This window comes from Pseudomonas lundensis, from assembly GCF_002269125.1.
In the GTDB taxonomy this organism is placed as follows: domain Bacteria; phylum Pseudomonadota; class Gammaproteobacteria; order Pseudomonadales; family Pseudomonadaceae; genus Aquipseudomonas; species Aquipseudomonas lundensis_A.
The window spans coordinates 78,817-99,606 of sequence record NZ_NQKI01000004.1 but is presented as its reverse complement, the minus strand read 5'-3'; the positions used below and the strand labels follow the sequence as shown (position 1 = coordinate 99,606).

Here is a 20,790-nt window from a genome sequence, read left to right as displayed (position 1 = left end):
TGCAGTCTAGGGTGTCGGGCGAGCCGTTGTCTGTCGCGAAACAGGGCTTAATTGTCGCCAGACTCGCGGCGCAATGCGCGAGGGGACGCGCCGAACTCGCGCAGCATGGCCGCGGCAAAAGCACTTTGTGAGTTGTAGCCGACGCGGCTGGCCACCTCACCCACTGCCAGCGAGGTCTGGCGCAGCAGGTACAACGCGTGACGCAAACGGCGCTGGCGAGCGTAGTCCATAGGCGTTTGCCCGCACTCGCTAAGAAAGCGGCTGTGTAAACGGGCGCAGGACAGACCTGCAACACGTGCCAGATCGGCCACTTGCAGCGGGTAAGCAGCGTTCTGATCGATGTAGGCATCGAGCGTGGCAAAAGGCAGGCGTTTACCCGGGGCAGGGCTGGAGGCGTTCAAACTGGCGAGCAACAGGATCGCCCCTTGCCGGGCGATCAACGGGTCTGCTACCGGGCTTGCGGCGAGCCACTGCACCAGTTGCTCTTGACGCGGGTCGAGGGTGTGTTGGGCTGCGGTGCCCAGCAAGCGTCGACTGGCCTCGGCGTGGGTACCCAGCGTGTCGTCGAGCCATTGCTCGTCAGGCACATCCAGCACCAGGCATCGACTGCCCTGTGGGCTGTCGCAGGCATGGTGGGCACCGGCAGGGATCACCATGACGTGTTGCTGGCGCAACAGGCTGGCACGACCCTCGACTTCAAAATCAAGGGCGCCGGACACATTGATCACCATTTGCGCATGTTCATGAACGTGAGCAATCACGTCTTCATGGTAGTGGCGCAGGGAAAGAATGTGGCCCATTGAGACCTCCGGTCAGTGCCGCCAAAATGCCGGGATGCACAGCACGAACACGGTGATGATCTCCAACCGCCCGAGCAGCATGCCCAACGACAGGATCCACTTGGCCGCATCCGGCAGACTGGCGAAGTTGCCGGACGGGCCAATGATTTCGCCCAGCCCGGGACCCACGCCGGACACCGTACTGGCCGCGCCGGTCAACGCCGTCATCCAGTCCAGCCCCAGCAGCGACAGCGCCAGTGCAATCACGCAGATAGTGATGGCAAAGAAGAATGAAAACGTCAAAATCGAACGCACGATTTCTTCGTCGAGCCGATGGCCGTTGTATTTCTGTTTGATAACGGCGCGCGGGTGAATCAACTGATTAAGGTTGGCCTTGAGCAGGATGTACGCAACCTGAAAGCGGAAAATCTTGATGCCGCCCGCCGTCGAGCCGGAACAGCCGCCGATGAAGCCCAGGTAGAAAAACAGCATCAGTGAGAAGTTGCCCCACAAGCTGTAGTCGCCCAGCGCAAAACCGGTGGTGGTGACCACTGACGTTACGTTCAGCGCAACGTGGCGGAAGGCGTCCCACCAGGGCATGTCGGTGGTCCACCACAACCATGCGCTCAGTACCAGCCAGGTCACCAGCAGCAGGCCCAGCAAGCCTTGCACCTGCTGGTCCTTGATCAAGGCTTTGCGATGGCCGCGCAGGGTGGCGACGTAGAGTGTGAAGGGCATGCTGCCCATGATCATGACGCCGATGGCCACCCAGTGCACCGCCGGTTGCGACCATTTGGCCAGCGACTGGTCGGAGGTCGAGAACCCGCCGGTGGAAATGGCTGACATGGCATGGTTGATCGAATCGAACACGCTCATCCCGGCCCACCAGAATGCGAGGCTGCCGAGGATCGTAATACCGACGTAGGTCGCAACAATAAGGCGCGCAACCATGTGTGAGCGCGGCATGACTTTTTCGGAACGGTCAGAGGATTCGGTCTGGAACAGGCGCATGCCACCGATGCGCAGCAGCGGCAGGATCGCCACCGCCATGCCGATAAAGCCGATACCACCGAGCCAGTGCAGCATGGAGCGCCACATCAGGATGCCGGGGGACATGGTGTCCAGCCCGCTCAAGACAGTGGAGCCGGTGGCGGTGATGCCGGACATGCTTTCGAAAAACGAGTCGGTGTAACTGATGTGCTGGGTGAGCAAAAACGGCAGCGCAGCAAAGATGCACACGATGAGCCAGCTCGACACGGTCAGCAGGTACATGTCACGGGGGCGCAGGTGTACTTGCTCGGGGCGGCCCGGAAGCACCAGTGCCAGGCCGGCGATGAAGGTGATCAGGCTGGCCCACAGAAAGGACGGCAGATCGCCCATATGGTCGTAAATCACCAGGGTGAGCATGGGCACGGCCATGCTGATTGCCAACGTAATCAGGAAGATGCCGATTACAAAACCAATGATGCGTAGAGTCGGCAACGCCATGAAGTCAGCTCGGGCATGAAAGAGGGGCGCCATTCTACCTGTGGGCCCGGCTATGTAAACCGCCAGACATTGAGGAGATACCGTTAGAATAGCCGCACATTTTCTTCAGGAGGTGGCCAATGGAGGCTCTCGACGCTTTGCTCAATCGTGTTTCTGCCCCGCGTCTGGTTGAACCGGCGCCCACGGCCGAGCAACGTGAGGTACTGTTTGCGGCCGCCCTGCGCGCGCCGGATCACGGGCAATTGCGCCCATATCGGTTTTTGAGCATCGAAGGCGATGCGCGCAACCGTTTGGGTGAAGTCCTGGCGCAGGCCGTGCAGGCCCAGGGTGGCGAGGTGACGGAGGCTGCGTTGGACAAGGCGCGTGCCATGCCCCTGCGCGCACCGTTGGTGGTGGTGGTGATTGCGCGCTTGCAGGATCACGTCAAAGTGCCCAAAACCGAGCAGTTGATTACTGCTGGCTGTGCGGCGCACGCCATTGAACTGGCGGCTTATGCCCAAGGCGTTGGCGCTGTGTGGCGCACGGGCGAGTTGTCCCATGCACCGTTGGTCACGGCCGCTTTAGGGTTGCAAGAAGGCGAAGAAATCATCGCGTTCCTGTACCTCGGCACACCGCTCAAAGAAATGCGCGATGCGCCCAAGGTCGATACTGCCGAATTTGTAAAGGTGTGGTCGGCGGCCAACTGATCGCCACCCGCCCGCGCTGACCGGCCGTGCGAGGCAGCTTTACAGGTTGCCGTCAGGTATCAACGGCAACTCCAGCGTGGCGATGAACCCGCCTTCGGGATGGTTGGTCACGATCAGCCTTCCGCCATGCCGTTCAGCAGCGCGCCGGGCGATGGCCAGCCCAAGACCATGGCCTGCGGCTGTCTGGCCGGGCGCGCGAAAGAACGGCTCGCCCAATTGGGCCAAGTGCTCGGGCGCCACCCCCGGGCCGTGATCGCGCACGCTAACGTTGATGTGCTCGCCTTCACGATACGCCCGCAATTCAATCGGCTGGCCGGACGGGTTGAAGCGCTGCGCGTTGCGCAGCAGGTTATCCACGGCACGCTCGATCATAGTGGGCCAGCCCGTCAGGCTCAGCCCCGGCTCGGCCTCCAGTTGAATCCTTTGCTCCGGTGCGCTTAGGGCCGCGTCTTTTTGCAGGTTATTGAGCAACGGGTTGAGGTCAACGTGCTCGGCGCTGGCCTGGTCGGCGTCTACGCGGGCCAGCGCCAGAATTTCACTGATCAAAGATTCCAGCCGGTCACATTCGCGGGTCAGGCGCGGCCATAGCTTTTCGCGTTCTTCGGGGCCTGCGCGTTCAGCCAGCGCTAATGCGATGCGCAGACGCGCCAAGGGTGAGCGCAACTCGTGGGACACGTCGCGCAGCAGTTGACGCTGGCTGCTGATCAAGCTTTGCAGGCGCGCGCCCATACGGTTGAAGTCGGTGGCCAGGACACCAAACTCGTCGCGCCGCGAGGCCAGCCGCGCCAGGCTGTTCTGCTGGTAGGTGGTTTGTCCCAGGTCATGCACGGCCACGCGCAAGCGGCTGAGCGGGCGGGTGATAGACAAGGTCACCAGCAAGCTGAAGAGGGTCAGCACCACCAGCGCTATGCCCAGCGCACTCAGTGGCCAGATCAGGCTTTGACGGTGCCAGGCGTCCAGTTCTGGGTGCGGGATGCGGTAGATCAGCAGGTACGTGTCGGCTGTTTGCGGGCTGGTGTACTCGACGGTCAGGCGGCGCCATGGCAACGGGTCTTCGCCCGGATGCTGGCGGGCCTCCCAGGCAGCCGCCCGGCGTGGGAAGGTGCCGCGCACCACAGGGTCGCCGCTTTCGTTGAGCACCTGCACATCAATGTGATAACGGCGCTTGCGCCGCTCAAGGAATTCCTGGGCTGCGTCTGCGCCCTGGGTTTCATAGCGCTGGGTCCATTCTTGCGCCAGATTCGAGATGCCGGGGTGACGGCTCAGAATCCACGCGTCCTGGTTGAGCATGTGCCCCAGCAAGAGTGACAGCCCGGCGACCAAGGCTATCGCCAGCCAAAAGCTGGCCAGAATGCGCCAAAACAGTGATCGCACGGTAGGTCCTCATCATGACGTGAGTGAAACGCGCAAAGCCCAACGGCTGGGAGGCCGTTGGGCTTGGCATGTGCGCGGATTATTGCGCTTTTTGAGTTTGCTGTGCTTTCCAGTCTTTGAACTCTTTCCATTCAGCTTTACGTTCGGCGCGCTGCTTTTGCATTTCGTCGAAGCGCTTTTGCTGTTCAGGCTTGAGCAGGGCACGAATGTCCTTCTGGGTTTTTTCGTGCTTGGCTGCGATTTCGTCTTTCAGCGCTTTTTGATCAGCGGCTGGCAGTTTTTCCAGGTACTTGTCGACCAACTGTTTGCGTTCGTGCATTTGCTCGCCCATCAGCTTGCCGATTTGCTGGCGCTGTTCGCGGGTCAAGTCCAGTTGGCTGTAAGGTGCGTCGCCGCGACCATGGTGTTCACTGCCGTGACGTGGACCCATTGGGCCTTCGCTACCCGGCATGGCCATTGCGACGGTTGGCAGAGCTGCAGCAAACATCAAAGCAATAAGCGTCTTACGCATGGTGTGTCTCCTTTTAGTACGTTCCGGTGAATCCGGATGCGCTCAGTTTAGGGACATCAAGGTCAAGCGCTGTCAGCCAAGCGTAAAGCTTGAGTAAAGAGGGGTTTGCCTCGGGTTTACACACGCGCATCAAGCGCTATAGAAATACCCGCGGCTGCGCAGTGCCACAATGCGCGGGCGACCGTCCGGATGAGGGCCGATCTTCTTGCGCAGGTTGCTGACATGCATGTCCAGGCTGCGGTCATACAATGTCAGTTTGCGGCCCAGCGCCAGTTGCGCCAGTTCCTGCTTGTCAAGCGGCTCGCCCGGTTGGCGCAGCAGCGCTTCGAGGATGCGGCTTTCGGAGACAGTGAGGGTGATGTCATGTTGATTGAGGGTGACCACGCCGCGCATGGGGCTGAAGCACAGGTCGCCCAGCTCCATCTGGCTTGACGCGGGCGCCGGGTGGCTGCGTCGCAGCACGGCACGCAGGCGCGCGGTCAGCTCCCGCGGGTCGCAAGGCTTGGCCAGGTAATCATCGGCCCCCAGCTCCAGCCCCAGAATGCGGTCCAGCGGCTCGCCCCGGGCCGAGAGCATCAGCACCGGCAGCTCCGGGTGGTCGTTACGCAATTGCTTAAGCAGTTCCAGGCCGCTGCCGTCGGGCAGCATCACATCCAGAACTACGGCGTCGGGGCTTGATTCGCTCAATGCCTTGCGTGCGCTCAAACCATCGTGGCAGGCGCGCACATGAAAGCCTTCCTGGCTCAGCCAACTGGTCAGGAGTTCACACAACTCCTGGTCATCATCTATCAGTAACAGGTCGCTCATGACTCACTCTATTTATAGCCATTGCCGACGCTGTTTACGTCCGCCGCCGGCGAAGATACCGCAGAGTAGGGCCAATAGGGCAACTGCGCCACCAATCACAAACCACTGTTGTGAATCAGTCAGCAGATTAAAACCCGGGCTGGAACCGTTTTTTTCGAGCTGCTGCTTGAGTTGCTGGTTTTCCTTGCGCAGTTGTGCGAGCTGGCTGCTTTCGCGCGGGGTGTCGGCGTTTTTCAGGGCCTGAGTCAGTTCACCGCGCAGGCGTTCACTGTCGGCCAGGCGCTGCTGCAAGTCAGTGATGCGCGCACCGGCGCTCAATGAAAGCGGCACGGAAGTATCGGGGGCGAGAGCGTCTTCAGCATGGGCGAGGTGGCCCAGCGATAACATGATCAACAGCACACACAGCAAACCTTGGCGCATCGCAACTCCTCATTCCTGGCGGGATTCGGAGAGGTTGTCGGCCGCTGATCGGAAAGAATGAGGCCAACAGCGCAGCGAACCGCAGGTGCGGTCACGCTGCGCCGTGGGCTCAGGGCAGAACTTGCTTGAACGGCTTGACGGTCACGTGGGCATACACGCCGGCAGCCACGTACGGATCGGCGTCGGCCCATGCTTGCGCAGCGCTGAGCGAGTCGAACTCCGCGACAATCAGGCTGCCGCTGAAACCGGCCGGGCCCGGGTCATTGCTGTCGATGGCCGGGTGCGGACCAGCCAGGACCACTCGGCCTTCCTGTTTGAGTTGCTGCAAGCGCTCAAGGTGTGCCGGGCGTGCGGCCAGACGTGCTTCAAGCGAGTTGTCGACATCAGTGGCAATGATTGCGTAGAGCATGTCAATCCTCGGTTTTGGAGGTTGGAGTGTCGGAATCATGCAGGTGGCGCGACAGGTAAATGCCCTGGCCCACCAGGAACAGCACGGTCATGCCGAGGCTGCCGAAGACTTTGAAGTCGACCCAGATGCTCTGGAAAGTGAACGCCACAAACAGGTTGGCGGCACCGCAGAACACAAAAAAGGCGATCCACGCCAGGTTCAGGCGTGTCCACACGGCATCCGGCAGGCTCAGGGCGTGGCCCATGACGCGTTTGATCAGCAGTGTGTTACCGATAAAGTGGCTACCGGCAAACACCAGCGCAAACAGCCAGTTCACCACCGGGGCTTTCCACTTGAGGAAGGTCTCGCTGTGGAACGCAAGCGTCAGGCTGCCGAATACCAGGCAGGCAATCAGCGTCAGCCATTGGCTTTTTTCAAGTTTGCGTTGTTTGAAAAACAGAATGCCGTACACCACCAATGAGCTGATGATCAGCATGGCGGTCGCGCTGAAAATGCCACCGAAGGTCAGGCTATGGCCTGCAATGTCGACGGCGCGTGGCTCGATTTTGTAGACGATGAAAAACAGTAGCAGCGGGATGAAGTCGATGAATTGTTTCACAGTGGCAGCCAGAAGCAGGATGTGGCGGCATAATAACAAACATCAATGACAGCGAAAGCGTCAGCTAGAGGTTATTAAATCCCCGTGGAAATTGACTTGCATTGCCATAGCACAGCGTCGGACGGCGCGTTGGCGCCTGCGGTTCTGGTGGCGCGTGCGTTCGAGAAAGGTGTGCGAGTCCTGGCCCTGACCGATCACGACACACTTGAAGGCCTTGATGAGGCTCGCACAGCGGCTCAGGCGCTGAACATGCAACTGGTGAGCGGCGTTGAATTGTCCTGTACCTGGGGCGGCGCCACGATTCATATATTGGGTTACGGTTTTGACGTTCAGGCCCCGGCGTTGGTCCAGGCCATTGCGGCGTTGCATGATGGTCGCTGGCTAAGGGCCGAAGAAATCAGCCGCAAGCTTGCCCTTAAAGGCATGCCCGGCGCACTCGAAGGCGCGCGGGCCATTCAGGCTGCGCTGGGTGACAGCGGTAACGCCCCGGCGCGTCCACATTTCGCTGATTTTCTGGTCGAGGCCGGCTACGTCAAGGACCGCGCCGAAGCGTTTCGCAAATGGCTGGGCGCCGGCAAGCTGGGCGACGTCAAGCAGCATTGGCCGACGCTGGAAGAGACCGTGGGCACCCTGCGTGCAGCAGGGGCCTGGGTCAGCCTGGCGCATCCTTCGCATTACGATTTCACTCGCAGCAAGCGTCGGCGCCTGATTGGCGACTATATTCAAGCGGGAGGTCACGCAATCGAGGTGGTCAATGGCTATCAATCCGCCGATCAAGTGGGCAGCCTAGCGATTCTGGCCCGTGAGTTCGGTTTGCTGGTGACTGCCGGCAGCGATTTTCATGGCCCGGGAGGATGGTCCGAGATCGGCGAATACCGCCCGCTACCGGACGACCTGCCGCCTCTGTGGTCTCGTTTCAAATTGGACCCGTCCACAGCCAACGTCTGAACAGGTACACAACGTGAGTCAATTTTTCCAGATTCATCCGGAGAATCCTCAGCCGCGTCTGATCAAACAGGCGGTCGAGATCATTAAAAAAGGCGGTGTGGTGATTTACCCCACCGATTCGTCCTACGCTGTCGGTTGCCAAATGGGCAACAAGGATGCGATTGATCGCATCAAACGCCTGCGTAATCTGGACGACAAACACAACTTCACTTTGATGTGCCGCGACCTGTCGCAACTGGGCCTGTTCGCCAAGGTCGATACCGGCACGTTCCGCTTGCTTAAGGTTCATACGCCGGGCCCGTATACGTTCATTCTCAACGCCACCCGTGAAGTGCCGCGCCTGCTGTTGCATCCCAAGCGCCGTACCATCGGCATGCGCGTGCCCAGCCATCCGCTGGCCTTGGCCCTGCTGGCTGAACTGGGCGAGCCGCTGATGAGTGTCACGCTGATCCTGCCGGGTGAAACCGAGCCGATGGAAGATCCCTACGAGATCCGCGACAGGCTGGAAAAACAGGTCGACCTGATCATTGATGGCGGTTTCGGTGGGCACAAAGCCAGTACCGTAATCAGCCTGGTGGATGACGAACCGCAGGTGGTACGGGTGGGTTGCGGTGATCCCACGCCCTTTATGGTCGAGGCCTGATGTCTGACGTTGAAGTGATTGAACCTGTAGACCCGCAAGCCGATGCGCAGCAAGAGTTGCCGTTCGCCATGGTCTACGGCCAGGCCGTCATTGAAATGCCGCAAGACCTGTACATCCCCCCGGATGCGCTGGAGGTGTTTCTCGACGCGTTCGAAGGCCCGCTTGACTTGCTGCTGTACCTGATCCGCAAACAGAATATCGACATCCTCGACATCCCGGTGGCGGAAATCACTCGCCAGTACATGGGGTATGTCGAGCTGATGAAGACCGTGCGTCTGGAGTTGGCCGCCGAATACTTGGTGATGGCGGCCATGCTGGCCGAAATCAAATCGCGCATGCTGTTACCGCGTTCAGCCGAGGTTGAAGAAGACGAGGGCGACCCACGTGCCGAACTGATTCGCCGCTTGCAGCAGTACGAGCGTTTTAAAGCTGCGGCGCAAGGCATTGACGAGCTTGAGCGGGTAGGGCGTGACGTGTTTGTGCCCAAACTGGATGCCCCCGAAGCCCGGGCGCGCAAGCTGGTGCCGGACGTGGCCCTTGAAGAGTTGTTGATGTCGATGGCCGAGGTGCTGCGGCGCACCGACATGTTTGAAAGCCATCAGGTCAGCCGCGAAGCCCTGTCCACCCGCGAGCGCATGAGCGATGTGCTGGAACGCCTGAAAGGCGGTGGCTTTGTGCCCTTTGTCGAACTGTTTACGGCACAAGAAGGGCGTTTGGGTGTGGTGGTGACGTTTATGGCCATCCTTGAGCTGGTCAAGGAATCCTTGATCGAGTTGGTGCAAAACGAGCCCTACGCGGCGATCCATGTGCGGGCGCGAGCCGAATAAAGAGCTGAAACCATGAATTTGACTGATCCCCGCGAGCTGGCCCTGTTGCTGGAGGCGTTTCTGTTGGCCTCGGGCAAGCCGCAAAGCCTTGAGCGTTTGTTCGAGCTGTTTGAGGAAGGCGAGCGCCCGGAGCCGCCCGTGTTTAAAAAAGCGTTGGAGCTGCTGCGAAAATCCTGCCAGGGCCGCTCTTTTGAGCTTAAAGAGGTAGCGTCCGGCTACCGCCTGCAAATCCGCGACACGTTTTCGCCGTGGGTCGGGCGTTTGTGGGAAGAGCGCCCGCAGCGCTATTCCCGGGCGATGCTTGAAACCATGGCGCTGATCGCTTACCGACAGCCCATCACCCGTGGCGAGATCGAAGATGTGCGGGGCGTGGCGGTCAATAGCCACATCGTCAAAACCTTGCTCGAACGTGAGTGGATTCGCGTGGTGGGCTATCGCGAAGTGCCGGGCCGTCCTGCGATGTTTGCCACCACCAAGGCATTTCTCGATCACTTCAACCTGAAAAACCTCGACGACCTGCCGCCGCTGGCCCAATTGCGCGAACTGGAGCCCGACCCGATTCTCGATTTCGACGATGCGCCTGTGCCCGAGCACATTCAGGCGTTGGCGGATGCCAGCGCCGAGCCTGAAGAGCCGAAAGACGAAACCAGTTTCCGCACCCTGTTGACGGAACTGGATTCCATGGAAGAAGGTCTGAAAATCGACTTTGACGACTTGCTGCGTGACGACTTGGCCAAAGAGGCGGTGGTGCCTGACATGGCGGTAGAACCTGAAGTCGAACCCGCGCTGCCGCCAGGTGATGCGGAGCAGGCACGCAGCCAGTTACTGGCGGCGGTGGCGGCACTGGAGTTGCCCCCTGTCATGAGCGACGAAGCCGCCGAAGCGCTGGCATTGGCCGAAGCCATCGAGCAGGAGCGTCTTGAACGCGAAGAGTGATCCGGCTAACCGCGCATTCTCAGCGACCCCACGTAACGGGAGCACAGGTGATGAGCTCAACCAAAGACCCCTGCATCAGCGTCTGCAAGTTCTCCGATGACGTCTGTATCGGGTGCGGGCGCACCAAGCGTGAAATCAAGGCCTGGAAGAAACTCGACAAAGACGAAAAGCGTGGGGTGCTGGCGCAAGCTGACCTGCGTTTGCTTGCGCTTGGCGCCACCGGCCGGCGGAAAAAGAAATAGACCGGGCAGAACACGCCCGGCCTTTGATGCGAAATGCGCAAGATCAGCGTATGATTCACGACCCTTCGGCGCGCAGTCGCGTGCCAGGGCCTATTTTTAACACTTCAGGCGCCCGCCTGAATTGACACACCGGGAGGTGCCCAGATGAGTGATTTAACCCCTAAAGACGACCAGGAAATTGGCCCAGCAGGCGAGAAGCTGCAGAAGGTCCTCGCCCGTATTGGCGTCGGTTCGCGTCGCGACGTAGAGGCCTGGATCAGCCAGGGCCGGATCAAGGTCAATGGCAAGGATGCAACGCTGGGTTTGCGCGTTGACCTGCATGACGCCATTTCCATCGATGGCAAAGTGATCAAGCGCGAAGAGGCTGCCGAATCGGTGCGCCGCGTGATCATGTACAACAAGCCCGATGGCGAAATCTGCACCCGTGACGACCCGGAAGGCCGTCCAACCGTGTTCGACAAATTGCCGCGTCCGAAAGAAGGCCGCTGGATCAATATCGGTCGTCTCGACATCAACACCACCGGTTTGCTGATGTTCACCACTGACGGTGAGCTGGCCAACCGCCTGATGCACCCTTCCTACGAAATGGACCGTGAATACGCGGTACGTGTGCGTGGTGAAGTGGATGACGAGATGATCGAGCGCCTCAAGGCGGGCGTGGTGCTGGAAGACGGCCCTGCGCGCTTTACCGACATCAAACAGGCACCGGGTGGCGAAGGGTTCAACCACTGGTATCACTGCGTGGTGATGGAAGGCCGTAACCGCGAAGTGCGTCGTCTGTGGGAATCCCAAGGGTTGGTGGTCAGCCGCCTGAAACGCGTGCGTTTCGGCCCGGTGTTCCTCAACTCTGACCTGCCGATGGGTCGCTGGCGTGAAATGAGTCAGTACGAGGTGGACATCCTCAGTGCTGAAGTCGGTCTCACACCGGTTGCCATGCCTGAGATGAATGCCAAGAGCAAAGACAAGCTTGAGCGTATGCAGCGCAAGTCGTCGCGTCCTGTGGCCCGTGCCGACCGTGTTGCCCGCACCTTGCGCCCTGCCAACGGTGAGCCTGCTGCCCCGCGTCCAGCGCGTCAGCCGCACATCGAAGGTGAGCGCCCGGGTCGTCCGGCCCGTGATGAGGCTGCGCGTCCTGCGCGCAAGCAAGCCGGCCGCACTGATCGCGTGCCTGCGGGCCGCGGTGCGCCGGTTGCCGAGCGCCCGAGCGACGTCAACAAGCGTCCTGCCAAGCCGTCTCGCCAGGGTCCAAAACTGGTTGACGATGCGCCGTCAGGCAAGCGTCGTGGCGCCCCGGCCGGTTCGGGTCAGCGCCCTGGCTTCGGTCGTCGCAAGCCGCAATAAGCGTTTAACGCCGTTCAAGAAACGCCAGCCTTCGGGCTGGCGTTTTTTTTTGGGGTTTCAAAAACCCGATCCGCACAATGGCGCTGCCAGCTGACTGAGTGTTTGGTTTATTCATTCAAAATCAATGAATTAGACCTGCGGCAATCGGTCGCTCAGTGCCACGGGGCGTTTACAGTGGAAATATTTCTTTACGAGTCGTCAAGTAAACGTGACGTTTTGTGCCGTTTATCAAGCGTTCGCGCGAAATGATCACTTTGTGTATAGGAAATGTTCCGCGTTTTACAGATTTGTGACGTTTGAGGACTCATCTGCGGCTTGTTTCGTATTGCAAGCGGCGGTGTGATGGGATCTTGCCTTCGAGCAGGTGTACAATGCGCGGCGTTTTACCTGTGACTCAATTGCGTACCCGCGCATTTTGCGCCGCTCAGCGATGTGCTGACTGGCCAAAACCTCGAGGCAAACCCGCCTTGTAAACTCCGCGATGCCATAAGCATTGCGGGTCCGATTCCGTCACAGATAAAAACAAACAGGTGACGCATGACTCGTGAAACAACCTTGGATTCCTGGCGCCTGCGCTGGGGTTTGATTTGTGTTGTAGACCCTTCGATCACTGCCGGTGCTCAAGCGAAAACGCACTGAACGACATCAAACCTTGTGTGGGACCCTTTTCAATGAGTGGACAAACCTCGCATTCGGGCGAGCTTAAACGCGGCCTGAAAAATCGTCATATCCAACTGATTGCCCTGGGTGGCGCGATTGGTACAGGCCTGTTCCTCGGCTCGGCCGGTGTGCTGAAATCGGCCGGCCCGTCGATGATTCTGGGCTATGCGATCTGCGGCTTTATTGCCTTCATGATCATGCGCCAGTTGGGCGAAATGATTGTCGAAGAGCCGGTTGCCGGCTCTTTCAGCCACTTTGCACATAAATACTGGGGCGGTTTCGCTGGCTTCATGTCGGGCTGGAACTGCTGGGTGCTGTACATCCTGGTAGGTATGTCAGAGCTGACCGCGGTCGGTAAGTACGTGCACTACTGGTGGCCCGAGATCCCGACCTGGGCCTCGGCGGCGGCTTTTTTCGTGCTGATTAACGTCATCAACCTGACCAACGTCAAAGTCTTTGGCGAGGCTGAATTCTGGTTCGCCATCATCAAGGTCGTGGCCATTGTCGGCATGATTGCTCTGGGCAGCTATTTGCTGGTCAGTGGCAGCGGCGGCCCGCAAGCGTCGGTCAGCAACCTGTGGGAACACGGCGGGTTTTTCCCTAATGGCATGACCGGCCTGGTGATGGCCATGGCGTTCATCATGTTCTCTTTCGGGGGGCTCGAAATGCTCGGTTTCACCGCCGCTGAAGCCGACAAACCACGCACCGTGATCCCGAAAGCGATCAATCAGGTGATCTACCGCATCCTGATTTTCTACATCGGCGCCCTGGTAGTGCTGTTGTCCCTGACGCCATGGGATTCGCTACTTGAAACCCTGAACGCCGGTGGCGACAGCTACAGCAGCAGCCCGTTCGTGCAAGTGTTCTCGATGCTGGGCAGCAACACTGCGGCACACATCCTCAACTTTGTGGTCTTGACCGCTGCATTGTCGGTGTACAACAGCGGCACGTACTGCAACAGCCGCATGCTGTTGGGTATGGCTCAACAAGGTGACGCCCCGAAAGTGTTGTCCAAAATCGACAAGCGCGGCGTGCCGGTAAACTCGATTCTGGCCTCGGCTGCCGTGACCGTCATTGCGGTGCTGCTCAACTACCTGATGCCTCACGATGCACTGGAACTGCTGATGTCGCTGGTGGTAGCTACCTTGGTCATCAACTGGGCGATGATCAGCTTTTCCCACGTCAAGTTCCGCCAGCACATGAACAAAACGGCACAAACCCCGTTGTTCAAGGCCTTGTGGTACCCCTACGGCAACTATGTGTGCCTGGCGTTTGTGGCGTTCATTCTGGTCATCATGCTGATGATCCCGGGCATCCGCGTGTCGGTTTACGCGATCCCGGTGTGGGTGATCTTCATGTGGGTCTGCTACCTGATCAAGAGCAAGCGCGAGGTGCACGCCTCGGCAGCGGCTTACAGTTCAGCCAAATAAGCTGAGCGGTTCGTCATGACAAACCCGGCCATTGCGCCGGGTTTGTCGTTTGTGGGGTATCCTGCAGGCCCTGATAAAGGACCCTTTTTAATGCTGGTCATCTCCAACAACGTCCACATCCCTGACGCCGAGATCGAACTCACGGCCATCCGCGCCCAGGGCGCGGGCGGGCAGAACGTCAACAAAGTTTCAAGCGCCATGCACCTGCGCTTCGACATTCCCAACTCGTCTTTGCCGCCGTTTTACAAGGAGCGGTTGCTGGCGCTGCGTGACAGTCGGATTACCAGTGAGGGCGTGCTCATCATCAAGGCGCAGCAATACCGCACCCAAGAGCAAAACCGCGCCGATGCCCTTGAACGCTTGCTTGAGCTGATCGTCAGTGCAACCAAGGTTGAGAAAAAACGTCGTCCGACCAAGCCGACGTTAGGGTCTAAAACCCGTCGGCTGGAGTCCAAGAGCAAGCGCGGCACGATCAAGGCCGGGCGCGGCAAAGTGGATTTCTAGGCGTTGCTGGTTAGCGGTTGCGTGCCTGTCGGTACAGATACAGGCTCAGCATCAGCCCGCTGAACGCGGCCAGTGCGGCGAACAGGAAGATCGACGCAAAGCCGAAACCGGCTGCCACGGCGCCCACCAGCGGGCCAGTAATGCCCAGTGACAAGTCAATGAACAGCGAATACGCCCCAACGGCCGCGCCCCGGCTGGAAGCGGGCACCAGGTTCACCGCCTCGACCCCCAAGGCCGGGAACACCAGCGAAAAGCCAAACCCGCTCAATGCCGCACCGGCCAATGCCAGTTGCGGGTTTGGCGCCAGCCATAACAGCAGCAAGCCCACGGTTTCGACGCTCAGGCAGGCGATCGCTACCCGGAAGCCGCCAAGGCGATTGATCATGTTGCCAAACAGCAGCCGCGCCCCGATAAAGCTGGCGCCAAACAGGCTCAGGCACAGGACGGCGTTTTCCCAGTTGCGGGTTGCGTAGTACAGGGTGATAAACGTGGCGATGGTGCCAAAACCGATGGAGCCCAGTGCCAGCCCGGTGCCATGGGGCAGCACTCGGCCCAGCACATGCAGGAACGGCAGGCGTACGCCACTGACAATCGGCGCGGCCAGCTTTGGCCATGCCAGCAGCAGGCCCAGGGCGGCCAAGGCGATGATGCTTGCGCCCATGCTCCACATGCCCCAATGGTTGACCATCATTACCCCCAGCGGCGCGCCGATGGCGATTGCGCCATAACTGGCGATACCGTTCCAGGAAATGACCTTGGCCGTGTTCTGTGCACCGACGCGACCGATGCCCCAGCCGATCGAACCCGAGCCTACCAGGCTTTCGGCGCTGCCCAATACCAGTCGGCCGAGCAGCAGGCTGGTGAGGCTCAATGCAGGCATGGCCGACAACCCGCTGGACACCAGCATGAAGACGCCGCTCAGCCCGCACCCGGCCAGGCCATACATCACTGCGCGTTTGCTGCCCAGGTTGTCGATGATGCGGCTGGCATAAGGGCGGCTGAGCAAGGTGGCCAAATACTGCACGCTGATCACCAGCCCGGCGATGACCGTGCCGTAGCCCAAATGGTTGTGCACGTAGCCGGGCAGAACGGCCAGCGGGATGCCGATATTCAAATAGCCAATGAAGGTAAACAGAACGATGGACACCACTTGCAGGGTGATCGCCAGTGGACGTTGTTCGGTCATGGGGCAGGTCCTGCGGGGTTAGAGCGGTGCAACCAGTCGGGTTGCGATCAGGGCGGCCAGTGCGTTTTCTTGCGTGCCGAAACGCTGGAGCAGGGTGGCTTGTTTTTCCGGGGTAAGACGGTCCCACAGCTCGATCATTTGCTCGGCTGTGCCGATCAGTACGCTGGCCTGTGTGTCGTCGAAAGAGTCAGTCACGCTGTTGTCCGGGGGAATAGAGAAGAGGGGCGATTGTGTCAGGCGGTATGAAAAGCTGAAAGCTTTTCGCACCGCCTGAGTGCGAACCGTCAGTCTTCGCTGTCGGCCTTGAGGCTTTCAGGCGCCTCGTCCAGTGCGGTTTTTTCGCCGCTGGTGTGTGGCGGGGTTGGCTGCTGAGTTTCATGCAGGCTTGGGAAGGGGAGGTTTGGGATTTCGTGCATCGTCGCGCTCCTCGCAAGGTGTGTTTTTAAATCGCCGGGTAACTCCGCGCTTTTAAAAAGCTAGGGCAGGATACATGACCGGGTGTGACAATTTGTCTTTTTTTATGTCTGGCGGGGGATTGTGGCGAACGTTTCATGTAGCGGTTGTCGTGTTGCTGCCGGAGCGAATGTGCCCGCTCCGGCAGATTCAACGCGTCAGTGCGTGCAGACCTGTGCGATGGCTTTAGCCAGCAGGTTCAGGCGCGTGCCGTCGACCCCGGCCATGTTGGCGCGTCCAGAACCGACCATGTACACGCTGTGCTTGTCGCGCAGCAATTGCACTTGATCGGCGCTCAATCCAGTGTAGGAAAACATCCCGCGCTGTTGAGTGATATGAGCAAAATGCTCGGCCAGGCCAAAGGGCGTCAGTGCCTCCACCAGACCGCTGCGCAATTGCGCGATCCGGCTGCGCATGGCTTCTACTTCAGCGGCCCACAGGGTTTTAAGTTGCTCGTCACCCAGGATGGTCGCCACCACCGCAGCGCCATGGTCCGGCGGGTTGGACCACAGGTTGCGCGCCAGGTAGGCCAGTTGACTGCGGATGTCCGTCAGTTTCTCGGCGTCACTGGCGCACACGATCAAGGCACCCACACGTTCGCGGTACAGGCCGAAGTTTTTCGAGCAGGAGCTTGTGATCAGCAGTTCAGGCAGTTCACGGGCAAACAGGCGCGTGGACCACGCGTCTTGCTCAAGGCCATCACCGAAGCCCTGATAGGCGAAATCGATCAGCGGCAACAGCTCGCGACGCTTCACCACGTCCAGTACCTGATGCCAGTCGTCTTGCGACAGATCGAAGCCGGTAGGGTTGTGGCAGCAGGCGTGCAACAGCACCACGTCACCTTTGGGTGCCTGTTCCAGCGCCGCCAGCATCGCGGCCACGTTTAACGTGTTGTCACTGCCCACATACGGGTAGTGGCTGATCTTCAACCCGGCGGCGGCAAAAATGGTTTCGTGGATCGGCCAGGTCGGGTCGCTTAACCAGATACCACGCCCCGGCAAGCACTGAGCAATAAAGTCGGCACTCAAGCGCAAGGCACCGGTGCCACCCGGGGTTTGGGTGGCGCCGGCGTGTTTGGCGCTCAACAGTGGCGAATCGGCGCCCAGCACCAGTTCGCTGATCAACTGGCCAAAACGGCTGTCGCCATGCCCGCCGATGTAGGTTTTGGTCTGCTGCTGGTCCACCAGGCGCTGTTCGGCCTGTTTGACCGATTTCAAAATCGGCGTCAGTCCGTTGGCATCCTTGTACACGCCCACGCCCAAATCGAACTTGTTCGGGTTGGTGTCCTGATTGTAGGCGTCCATCAGGCCCAGAATCGGGTCCCCCGGTACCCGGCCAATGGCCGCGAAGTGCTTCATTTGCGGCCTTCGGCGGTTTTAGCCACTTCGTCAGTGCGCGCGGCCATGATGAAGTCGTTACGGTGCAAGCCCTTGATGGAGTGGCTCCACCAGGTCACGGTCACTTTGCCCCACTCAGTCAGCAGGCCCGGGTGATGGCCTTCCGCTTCGGAAATTTCACCGACGGCGTTGGTGAATGCCAGGGCGAATTTGAAGTTTTTGAACAGAAAGACCTTTTCCAGTTGCATCACGCCGTCGCGAACTTCGATGTTCCAGTCCGGGATCTGTTTGATCAGTACCGGCAGTTCTTCGTCGCTGACCTGTGGAGCATCGGCGCGGCAGGCTTCGCAGTGGGCTTGGTTCAGTGCGTTCATGGTGTGTTCCTGAAGTCAGTTTTTCTTATGTGTGCAAAAAAGTAAGCAAAGGGGCGGATCACGCCGCCTTGGGTTTAGGCGGAAACTTGGGCGCATGCAGGCCCAGCGCCATGCCTTTTTCAACCAGCCCCATGATGTCTTCATGGGCGAGGTCGAACAGTCGCTTCAAGTCCGGCAAGACAAAATACAGCGGCTGCAAAATGTCGATGCGGTAAGGCGTGCGCATCGCCTCCAGCGGGTCGAAGGCCTGATGTTCCGGTTCTGAGGACAGGCTGTAAACCGTTTCTTTTGGCGATGAAAGAATCCCGCCGCCATAGATGCGTTTGCCCTCTGGCGTATCCACCAGCCCGAACTCAATGGTCATCCAGTACAGGCGGGCCAAATACACGCGCTGTTCCTTGGTGGCTTGCAAACCCAGCTTGCCGTAGGTGTGGGTGAACTCTGCAAACCAGGGGTTGGTCAGCAGTGGGCAGTGGCCGAAAATCTCGTGAAAAATGTCAGGCTCTTGCAGGTAATCCAGCTCTTCAGGCGTGCGAATAAATGTCGCGACCGGAAACTGCTTATTGGCCAGCAATTCGAAGAAGGTTTGAAACGGGATCAGCGCCGGGACGCGTGCGACCTGCCACCCCGTGGTTTCACCCAGGACTTTGTTGATCTCGCTCAACTGCGGAATGCGGTCGTGGGGCAAGCCCAGTTTGTCGATGCCTTGCATGTACTCAGGGCAGGCACGGCCTTCAAGCAGCTTCAACTGGCGGGTGATCAGCGTGTTCCACACCCCGTGCTCGGCAGGTGTGTAGTCGATAAAGCCATCGGCATCAGGCTCGCGGGCGACGTATTTCGTTTGCTTCATGGGGCTCTCCGCAAGGAAATCGTTTTTATTATTCGGTGTGTGGCGATGACCTAGTGATACCCCAAAAGACCCGAGAGTGGTGCTGGCGAAAAGCCGTTAATGCTGGGATGATGCACGGCATTCGTAAACTATTCGTTACGAGTTGGGTTCCGGGCAGAGCTTCTTATGCCAATCGAACGTCAAACTGTCACAAAAACGTGACGTTGAAATCGCCGGTAGCGCACAAACGCACTGCTGCCTGGACCCTTCGCCCACCTATTCGAGCCTGCCGCCATGCGCATCAAAGTTCACTGCCAAAACCGGATTGGCATCCTGCGTGACATCCTCAACCTGTTGGTAGCCTACGGTATCAACGTCAAGCGCGGTGAAGTGGGCGGCGACCAGGGCAATGCGATCTACTTGTACTGCCCGAACCTGATTAACCTGCAGTTTCAGGCGCTGCGCCCCAAGTTCGAGACCATCGCCGGTGTCTTTGGCGTCAAGCGCGTAGGGCTGATGCCCAGCGAGCGTCGGCACATGGAGCTCAATGCATTGCTCGGCGCGCTGGAGTTTCCGGTCTTGTCCATCGACATGGGCGGCTCCATTGTGGCGGCCAACCGCGCTGCGGCTCAGTTGCTCGGGGTACGCGTGGATGAGGTGCCCGGCATCGCGCTGTCGCGCTACGCCGAAGATTTCGACCTGCCGGAGCTGGTGCGCGCCAACAAGTCGCGGATCAACGGGTTGCGGGTCAAGATCAAGGGGCACGTCTTTCTGGCGGATATTGCGCCCCTGCAATTGGAAAGCGATGACAGCGAGGCCATGGCCGGCGCCGTCCTGACCCTGCACCGCGCCGACCGCGTGGGCGAGCAGATTTACAACGTGCGCAAACAAGAGCTGCGCGGCTTTGACAGTATTTTCCAGAGTTCCAAAGTGATGGCCGCGGTGGTGCGTGAGGCGCGGCGCATGGCGCCTCTGGATGCCCCTCTATTAATAGAAGGCGAAACCGGTACGGGCAAAGAGCTACTGGCGCGCGCCTGCCATCTCGCCAGCCCGCGCGGGCAGTCGCCGTTGATGGCACTCAACTGCGCCGGATTGCCGGAGTCCATGGCCGAAACCGAGCTGTTCGGTTACGGCCCCGGGGCTTTTGAGGGGGCACGGGCCGAAGGCAAGCTCGGGCTGTTGGAGCTGACCGCAGGCGGTACGTTGTTTCTCGATGGTGTGGGCGAAATGAGCCCGCGGTTGCAGGTCAAACTCCTGCGTTTCTTGCAGGATGGTTGCTTCCGTCGGGTGGGCAGTGATGAAGAGGTCTACCTCGATGTGCGGGTGATGTGCGCCACCCAAGTGGATTTGTCGGAACTGTGCGCAAAAGGTGAATTTCGTCAGGACCTTTATCACCGCCTGAACGTGCTGTCGCTGCACATCCCGCCTTTGCGCGAATGCCTGGACGGGCTTGAGCCGCTGGTCGAGCATTTTCTGGATCAGGCCAGCCGTCAGATTGGCTGCGCGTTGCCGCGCCTGGCGCCCGCTGCGATGGACCGCCTGCGTCATTACCACTGGCCGGGCAATGTGCGCCAATTGGAAAACGTACTGTTTCAGGCCGTGTCTTTGTGTGATGGCGGCGTGGTCAAGGCTGAGCACATTCGCTTGCCGGATTACGGGGTGCGTCAGCCGCTGGGCGAGTTTTCGATGGAGGGCGGGTTGGATCAGATTGTCGGCCGTTTCGAGAAAACGGTGTTGGAACGTCTGTATTCCGAACACCCCAGTAGCCGTTTGCTCGGCAAGCGGCTGGGTGTTTCGCACACCACCATCGCCAATAAACTGCGCGAATACGACATCCTCAAACCCGGCAAAGACTGAGCCAGGCGTGTAATCGCTGCACCGGCACGGTGTCGCATGGGCGACGCCTTGCCGCAAACGGCACCCTTGCGCCGTTTTTACGTCTTATCGTCCTCTTCACTTTCCTGTCGTTTACCTCCTGGCCCAATCAAACCGGGCTTTTTCGCCGTCA

At 59.6% G+C, this 20,790-nt stretch carries 24 protein-coding genes; 10 read left to right on the top strand and 14 right to left on the bottom strand.

The annotated features are described in order from the left end of the window. Positions 1-47: 47 nt before the first annotated feature. Positions 48-800 (bottom strand): helix-turn-helix transcriptional regulator, encoded by a 753-nt coding sequence (locus CJF39_RS04395; protein ID WP_094992322.1) that lies wholly within the window; start codon positions 798-800, stop codon positions 48-50. Between the two features lie 12 nt (positions 801-812). Beyond that, positions 813-2,267 carry a TrkH family potassium uptake protein gene (locus CJF39_RS04390; RefSeq protein ID WP_094992389.1) on the bottom strand — a complete coding sequence of 485 codons (1,455 nt, stop codon included), beginning with the start codon at positions 2,265-2,267 and terminating at the stop codon, positions 813-815. A 119-nt stretch (positions 2,268-2,386) separates the two neighbouring features. Here CJF39_RS04390 and CJF39_RS04385 point away from each other — a divergent pair, with 119 nt between their 5' ends. Further along, on the top strand, positions 2,387-2,953 hold the full coding sequence (locus CJF39_RS04385; RefSeq protein ID WP_094992321.1) for an NAD(P)H nitroreductase: 567 nt from the start codon (positions 2,387-2,389) through the stop codon (positions 2,951-2,953). A 39-nt stretch (positions 2,954-2,992) separates the two neighbouring features. Here CJF39_RS04385 and CJF39_RS04380 read toward each other — a convergent pair whose 3' ends face one another. From CJF39_RS04380 to CJF39_RS04355, 6 genes are all read right to left on the bottom strand, one after another. Then, a complete protein-coding gene (locus tag CJF39_RS04380) occupies positions 2,993-4,327 on the bottom strand; it encodes a sensor histidine kinase (protein WP_094992320.1) in 1,335 nt (444 codons plus the stop codon). A 79-nt stretch (positions 4,328-4,406) separates the two neighbouring features. After that, complete coding sequence (locus tag CJF39_RS04375) at positions 4,407-4,838, bottom strand: Spy/CpxP family protein refolding chaperone (protein ID WP_094992319.1); 432 nt, start codon at positions 4,836-4,838, stop codon at positions 4,407-4,409. Positions 4,839-4,967: 129 nt separating this feature from the next. Further along, positions 4,968-5,645 (bottom strand): response regulator transcription factor, encoded by a 678-nt coding sequence (locus tag CJF39_RS04370; RefSeq protein WP_094992318.1) that lies wholly within the window; start codon positions 5,643-5,645, stop codon positions 4,968-4,970. 12 nt (positions 5,646-5,657) lie between these two features. Beyond that, positions 5,658-6,065: a translation initiation factor 2 gene (locus CJF39_RS04365; RefSeq protein WP_094992317.1), complete on the bottom strand. Its 408-nt coding sequence runs from the start codon at positions 6,063-6,065 to the stop codon at positions 5,658-5,660. 109 nt (positions 6,066-6,174) lie between these two features. Beyond that, on the bottom strand, positions 6,175-6,474 hold the full coding sequence (locus CJF39_RS04360) for a YciI family protein (RefSeq protein ID WP_094992316.1): 300 nt from the start codon (positions 6,472-6,474) through the stop codon (positions 6,175-6,177). Between the two features lies 1 nt (position 6,475). Then, the gene (locus CJF39_RS04355) at positions 6,476-7,072 is read right to left on the bottom strand and encodes a septation protein A (RefSeq protein WP_094992315.1); all 597 of its coding nucleotides are present in this window, start codon (positions 7,070-7,072) and stop codon (positions 6,476-6,478) included. Between the two features lie 84 nt (positions 7,073-7,156). Here CJF39_RS04355 and CJF39_RS04350 point away from each other — a divergent pair, with 84 nt between their 5' ends. From CJF39_RS04350 to arfB, 8 genes are all read left to right on the top strand, one after another. Continuing rightward, a complete protein-coding gene (locus tag CJF39_RS04350) occupies positions 7,157-8,020 on the top strand; it encodes a PHP domain-containing protein (protein ID WP_094992314.1) in 864 nt (287 codons plus the stop codon). Positions 8,021-8,033: 13 nt separating this feature from the next. Then, positions 8,034-8,663, top strand: coding sequence for an L-threonylcarbamoyladenylate synthase (locus CJF39_RS04345; protein WP_094992313.1), 630 nt, complete (start codon positions 8,034-8,036; stop codon positions 8,661-8,663). Between the two features lie 128 nt (positions 8,664-8,791). Then, the gene (locus CJF39_RS04340) at positions 8,792-9,490 is read left to right on the top strand and encodes a segregation and condensation protein A (RefSeq protein ID WP_169963634.1); all 699 of its coding nucleotides are present in this window, start codon (positions 8,792-8,794) and stop codon (positions 9,488-9,490) included. Positions 9,491-9,502: 12 nt separating this feature from the next. Continuing rightward, positions 9,503-10,426, top strand: a complete 924-nt coding sequence (scpB, locus tag CJF39_RS04335; RefSeq protein ID WP_094992311.1) for an SMC-Scp complex subunit ScpB — start codon at positions 9,503-9,505, stop codon at positions 10,424-10,426. Between the two features lie 50 nt (positions 10,427-10,476). Next, complete coding sequence (locus tag CJF39_RS04330; protein ID WP_094992310.1) at positions 10,477-10,668, top strand: DUF1289 domain-containing protein; 192 nt, start codon at positions 10,477-10,479, stop codon at positions 10,666-10,668. A 144-nt stretch (positions 10,669-10,812) separates the two neighbouring features. Further along, the gene (gene rluB, locus CJF39_RS04325; RefSeq protein WP_094992309.1) at positions 10,813-12,009 is read left to right on the top strand and encodes a 23S rRNA pseudouridine(2605) synthase RluB; all 1,197 of its coding nucleotides are present in this window, start codon (positions 10,813-10,815) and stop codon (positions 12,007-12,009) included. A gap of 671 nt (positions 12,010-12,680) precedes the next feature. Continuing rightward, positions 12,681-14,099, top strand: coding sequence for an amino acid permease (locus CJF39_RS04320; protein ID WP_094992308.1), 1,419 nt, complete (start codon positions 12,681-12,683; stop codon positions 14,097-14,099). Positions 14,100-14,189: 90 nt separating this feature from the next. Next, positions 14,190-14,603 carry an alternative ribosome rescue aminoacyl-tRNA hydrolase ArfB gene (gene arfB, locus CJF39_RS04315; protein WP_094992307.1) on the top strand — a complete coding sequence of 138 codons (414 nt, stop codon included), beginning with the start codon at positions 14,190-14,192 and terminating at the stop codon, positions 14,601-14,603. A gap of 10 nt (positions 14,604-14,613) precedes the next feature. Here arfB and CJF39_RS04310 read toward each other — a convergent pair whose 3' ends face one another. The 6 genes from CJF39_RS04310 to phhA all read right to left on the bottom strand — a co-directional run bounded on the left by CJF39_RS04310 (position 14,614) and on the right by phhA (position 18,803). Further along, the gene (locus CJF39_RS04310; RefSeq protein ID WP_094992306.1) at positions 14,614-15,789 is read right to left on the bottom strand and encodes an MFS transporter; all 1,176 of its coding nucleotides are present in this window, start codon (positions 15,787-15,789) and stop codon (positions 14,614-14,616) included. Positions 15,790-15,807: 18 nt separating this feature from the next. Then, entirely contained in the window at positions 15,808-15,984 is a 177-nt protein-coding gene (locus CJF39_RS22950) for a hypothetical protein (protein ID WP_094992305.1), read from the bottom strand. An 89-nt stretch (positions 15,985-16,073) separates the two neighbouring features. Next, positions 16,074-16,205 carry a hypothetical protein gene (locus CJF39_RS23460; protein ID WP_283163023.1) on the bottom strand — a complete coding sequence of 44 codons (132 nt, stop codon included), beginning with the start codon at positions 16,203-16,205 and terminating at the stop codon, positions 16,074-16,076. Between the two features lie 195 nt (positions 16,206-16,400). Then, entirely contained in the window at positions 16,401-17,600 is a 1,200-nt protein-coding gene (locus CJF39_RS04300; protein WP_094992304.1) for an amino acid aminotransferase, read from the bottom strand. Next, entirely contained in the window at positions 17,597-17,953 is a 357-nt protein-coding gene (locus CJF39_RS04295) for a 4a-hydroxytetrahydrobiopterin dehydratase (protein WP_094992303.1), read from the bottom strand. Before CJF39_RS04295 ends, CJF39_RS04300 begins: the two co-directional genes overlap by 4 nt. Positions 17,954-18,011: 58 nt before the next feature. Next, the gene (gene phhA / locus CJF39_RS04290; RefSeq protein WP_094992302.1) at positions 18,012-18,803 is read right to left on the bottom strand and encodes a phenylalanine 4-monooxygenase; all 792 of its coding nucleotides are present in this window, start codon (positions 18,801-18,803) and stop codon (positions 18,012-18,014) included. Positions 18,804-19,076: 273 nt separating this feature from the next. Between phhA and CJF39_RS04285 the strand changes: the two genes are divergently transcribed. After that, positions 19,077-20,639, top strand: a complete 1,563-nt coding sequence (locus CJF39_RS04285) for a sigma-54-dependent transcriptional regulator (protein WP_094992301.1) — start codon at positions 19,077-19,079, stop codon at positions 20,637-20,639. Positions 20,640-20,790: the final 151 nt, after the last annotated feature.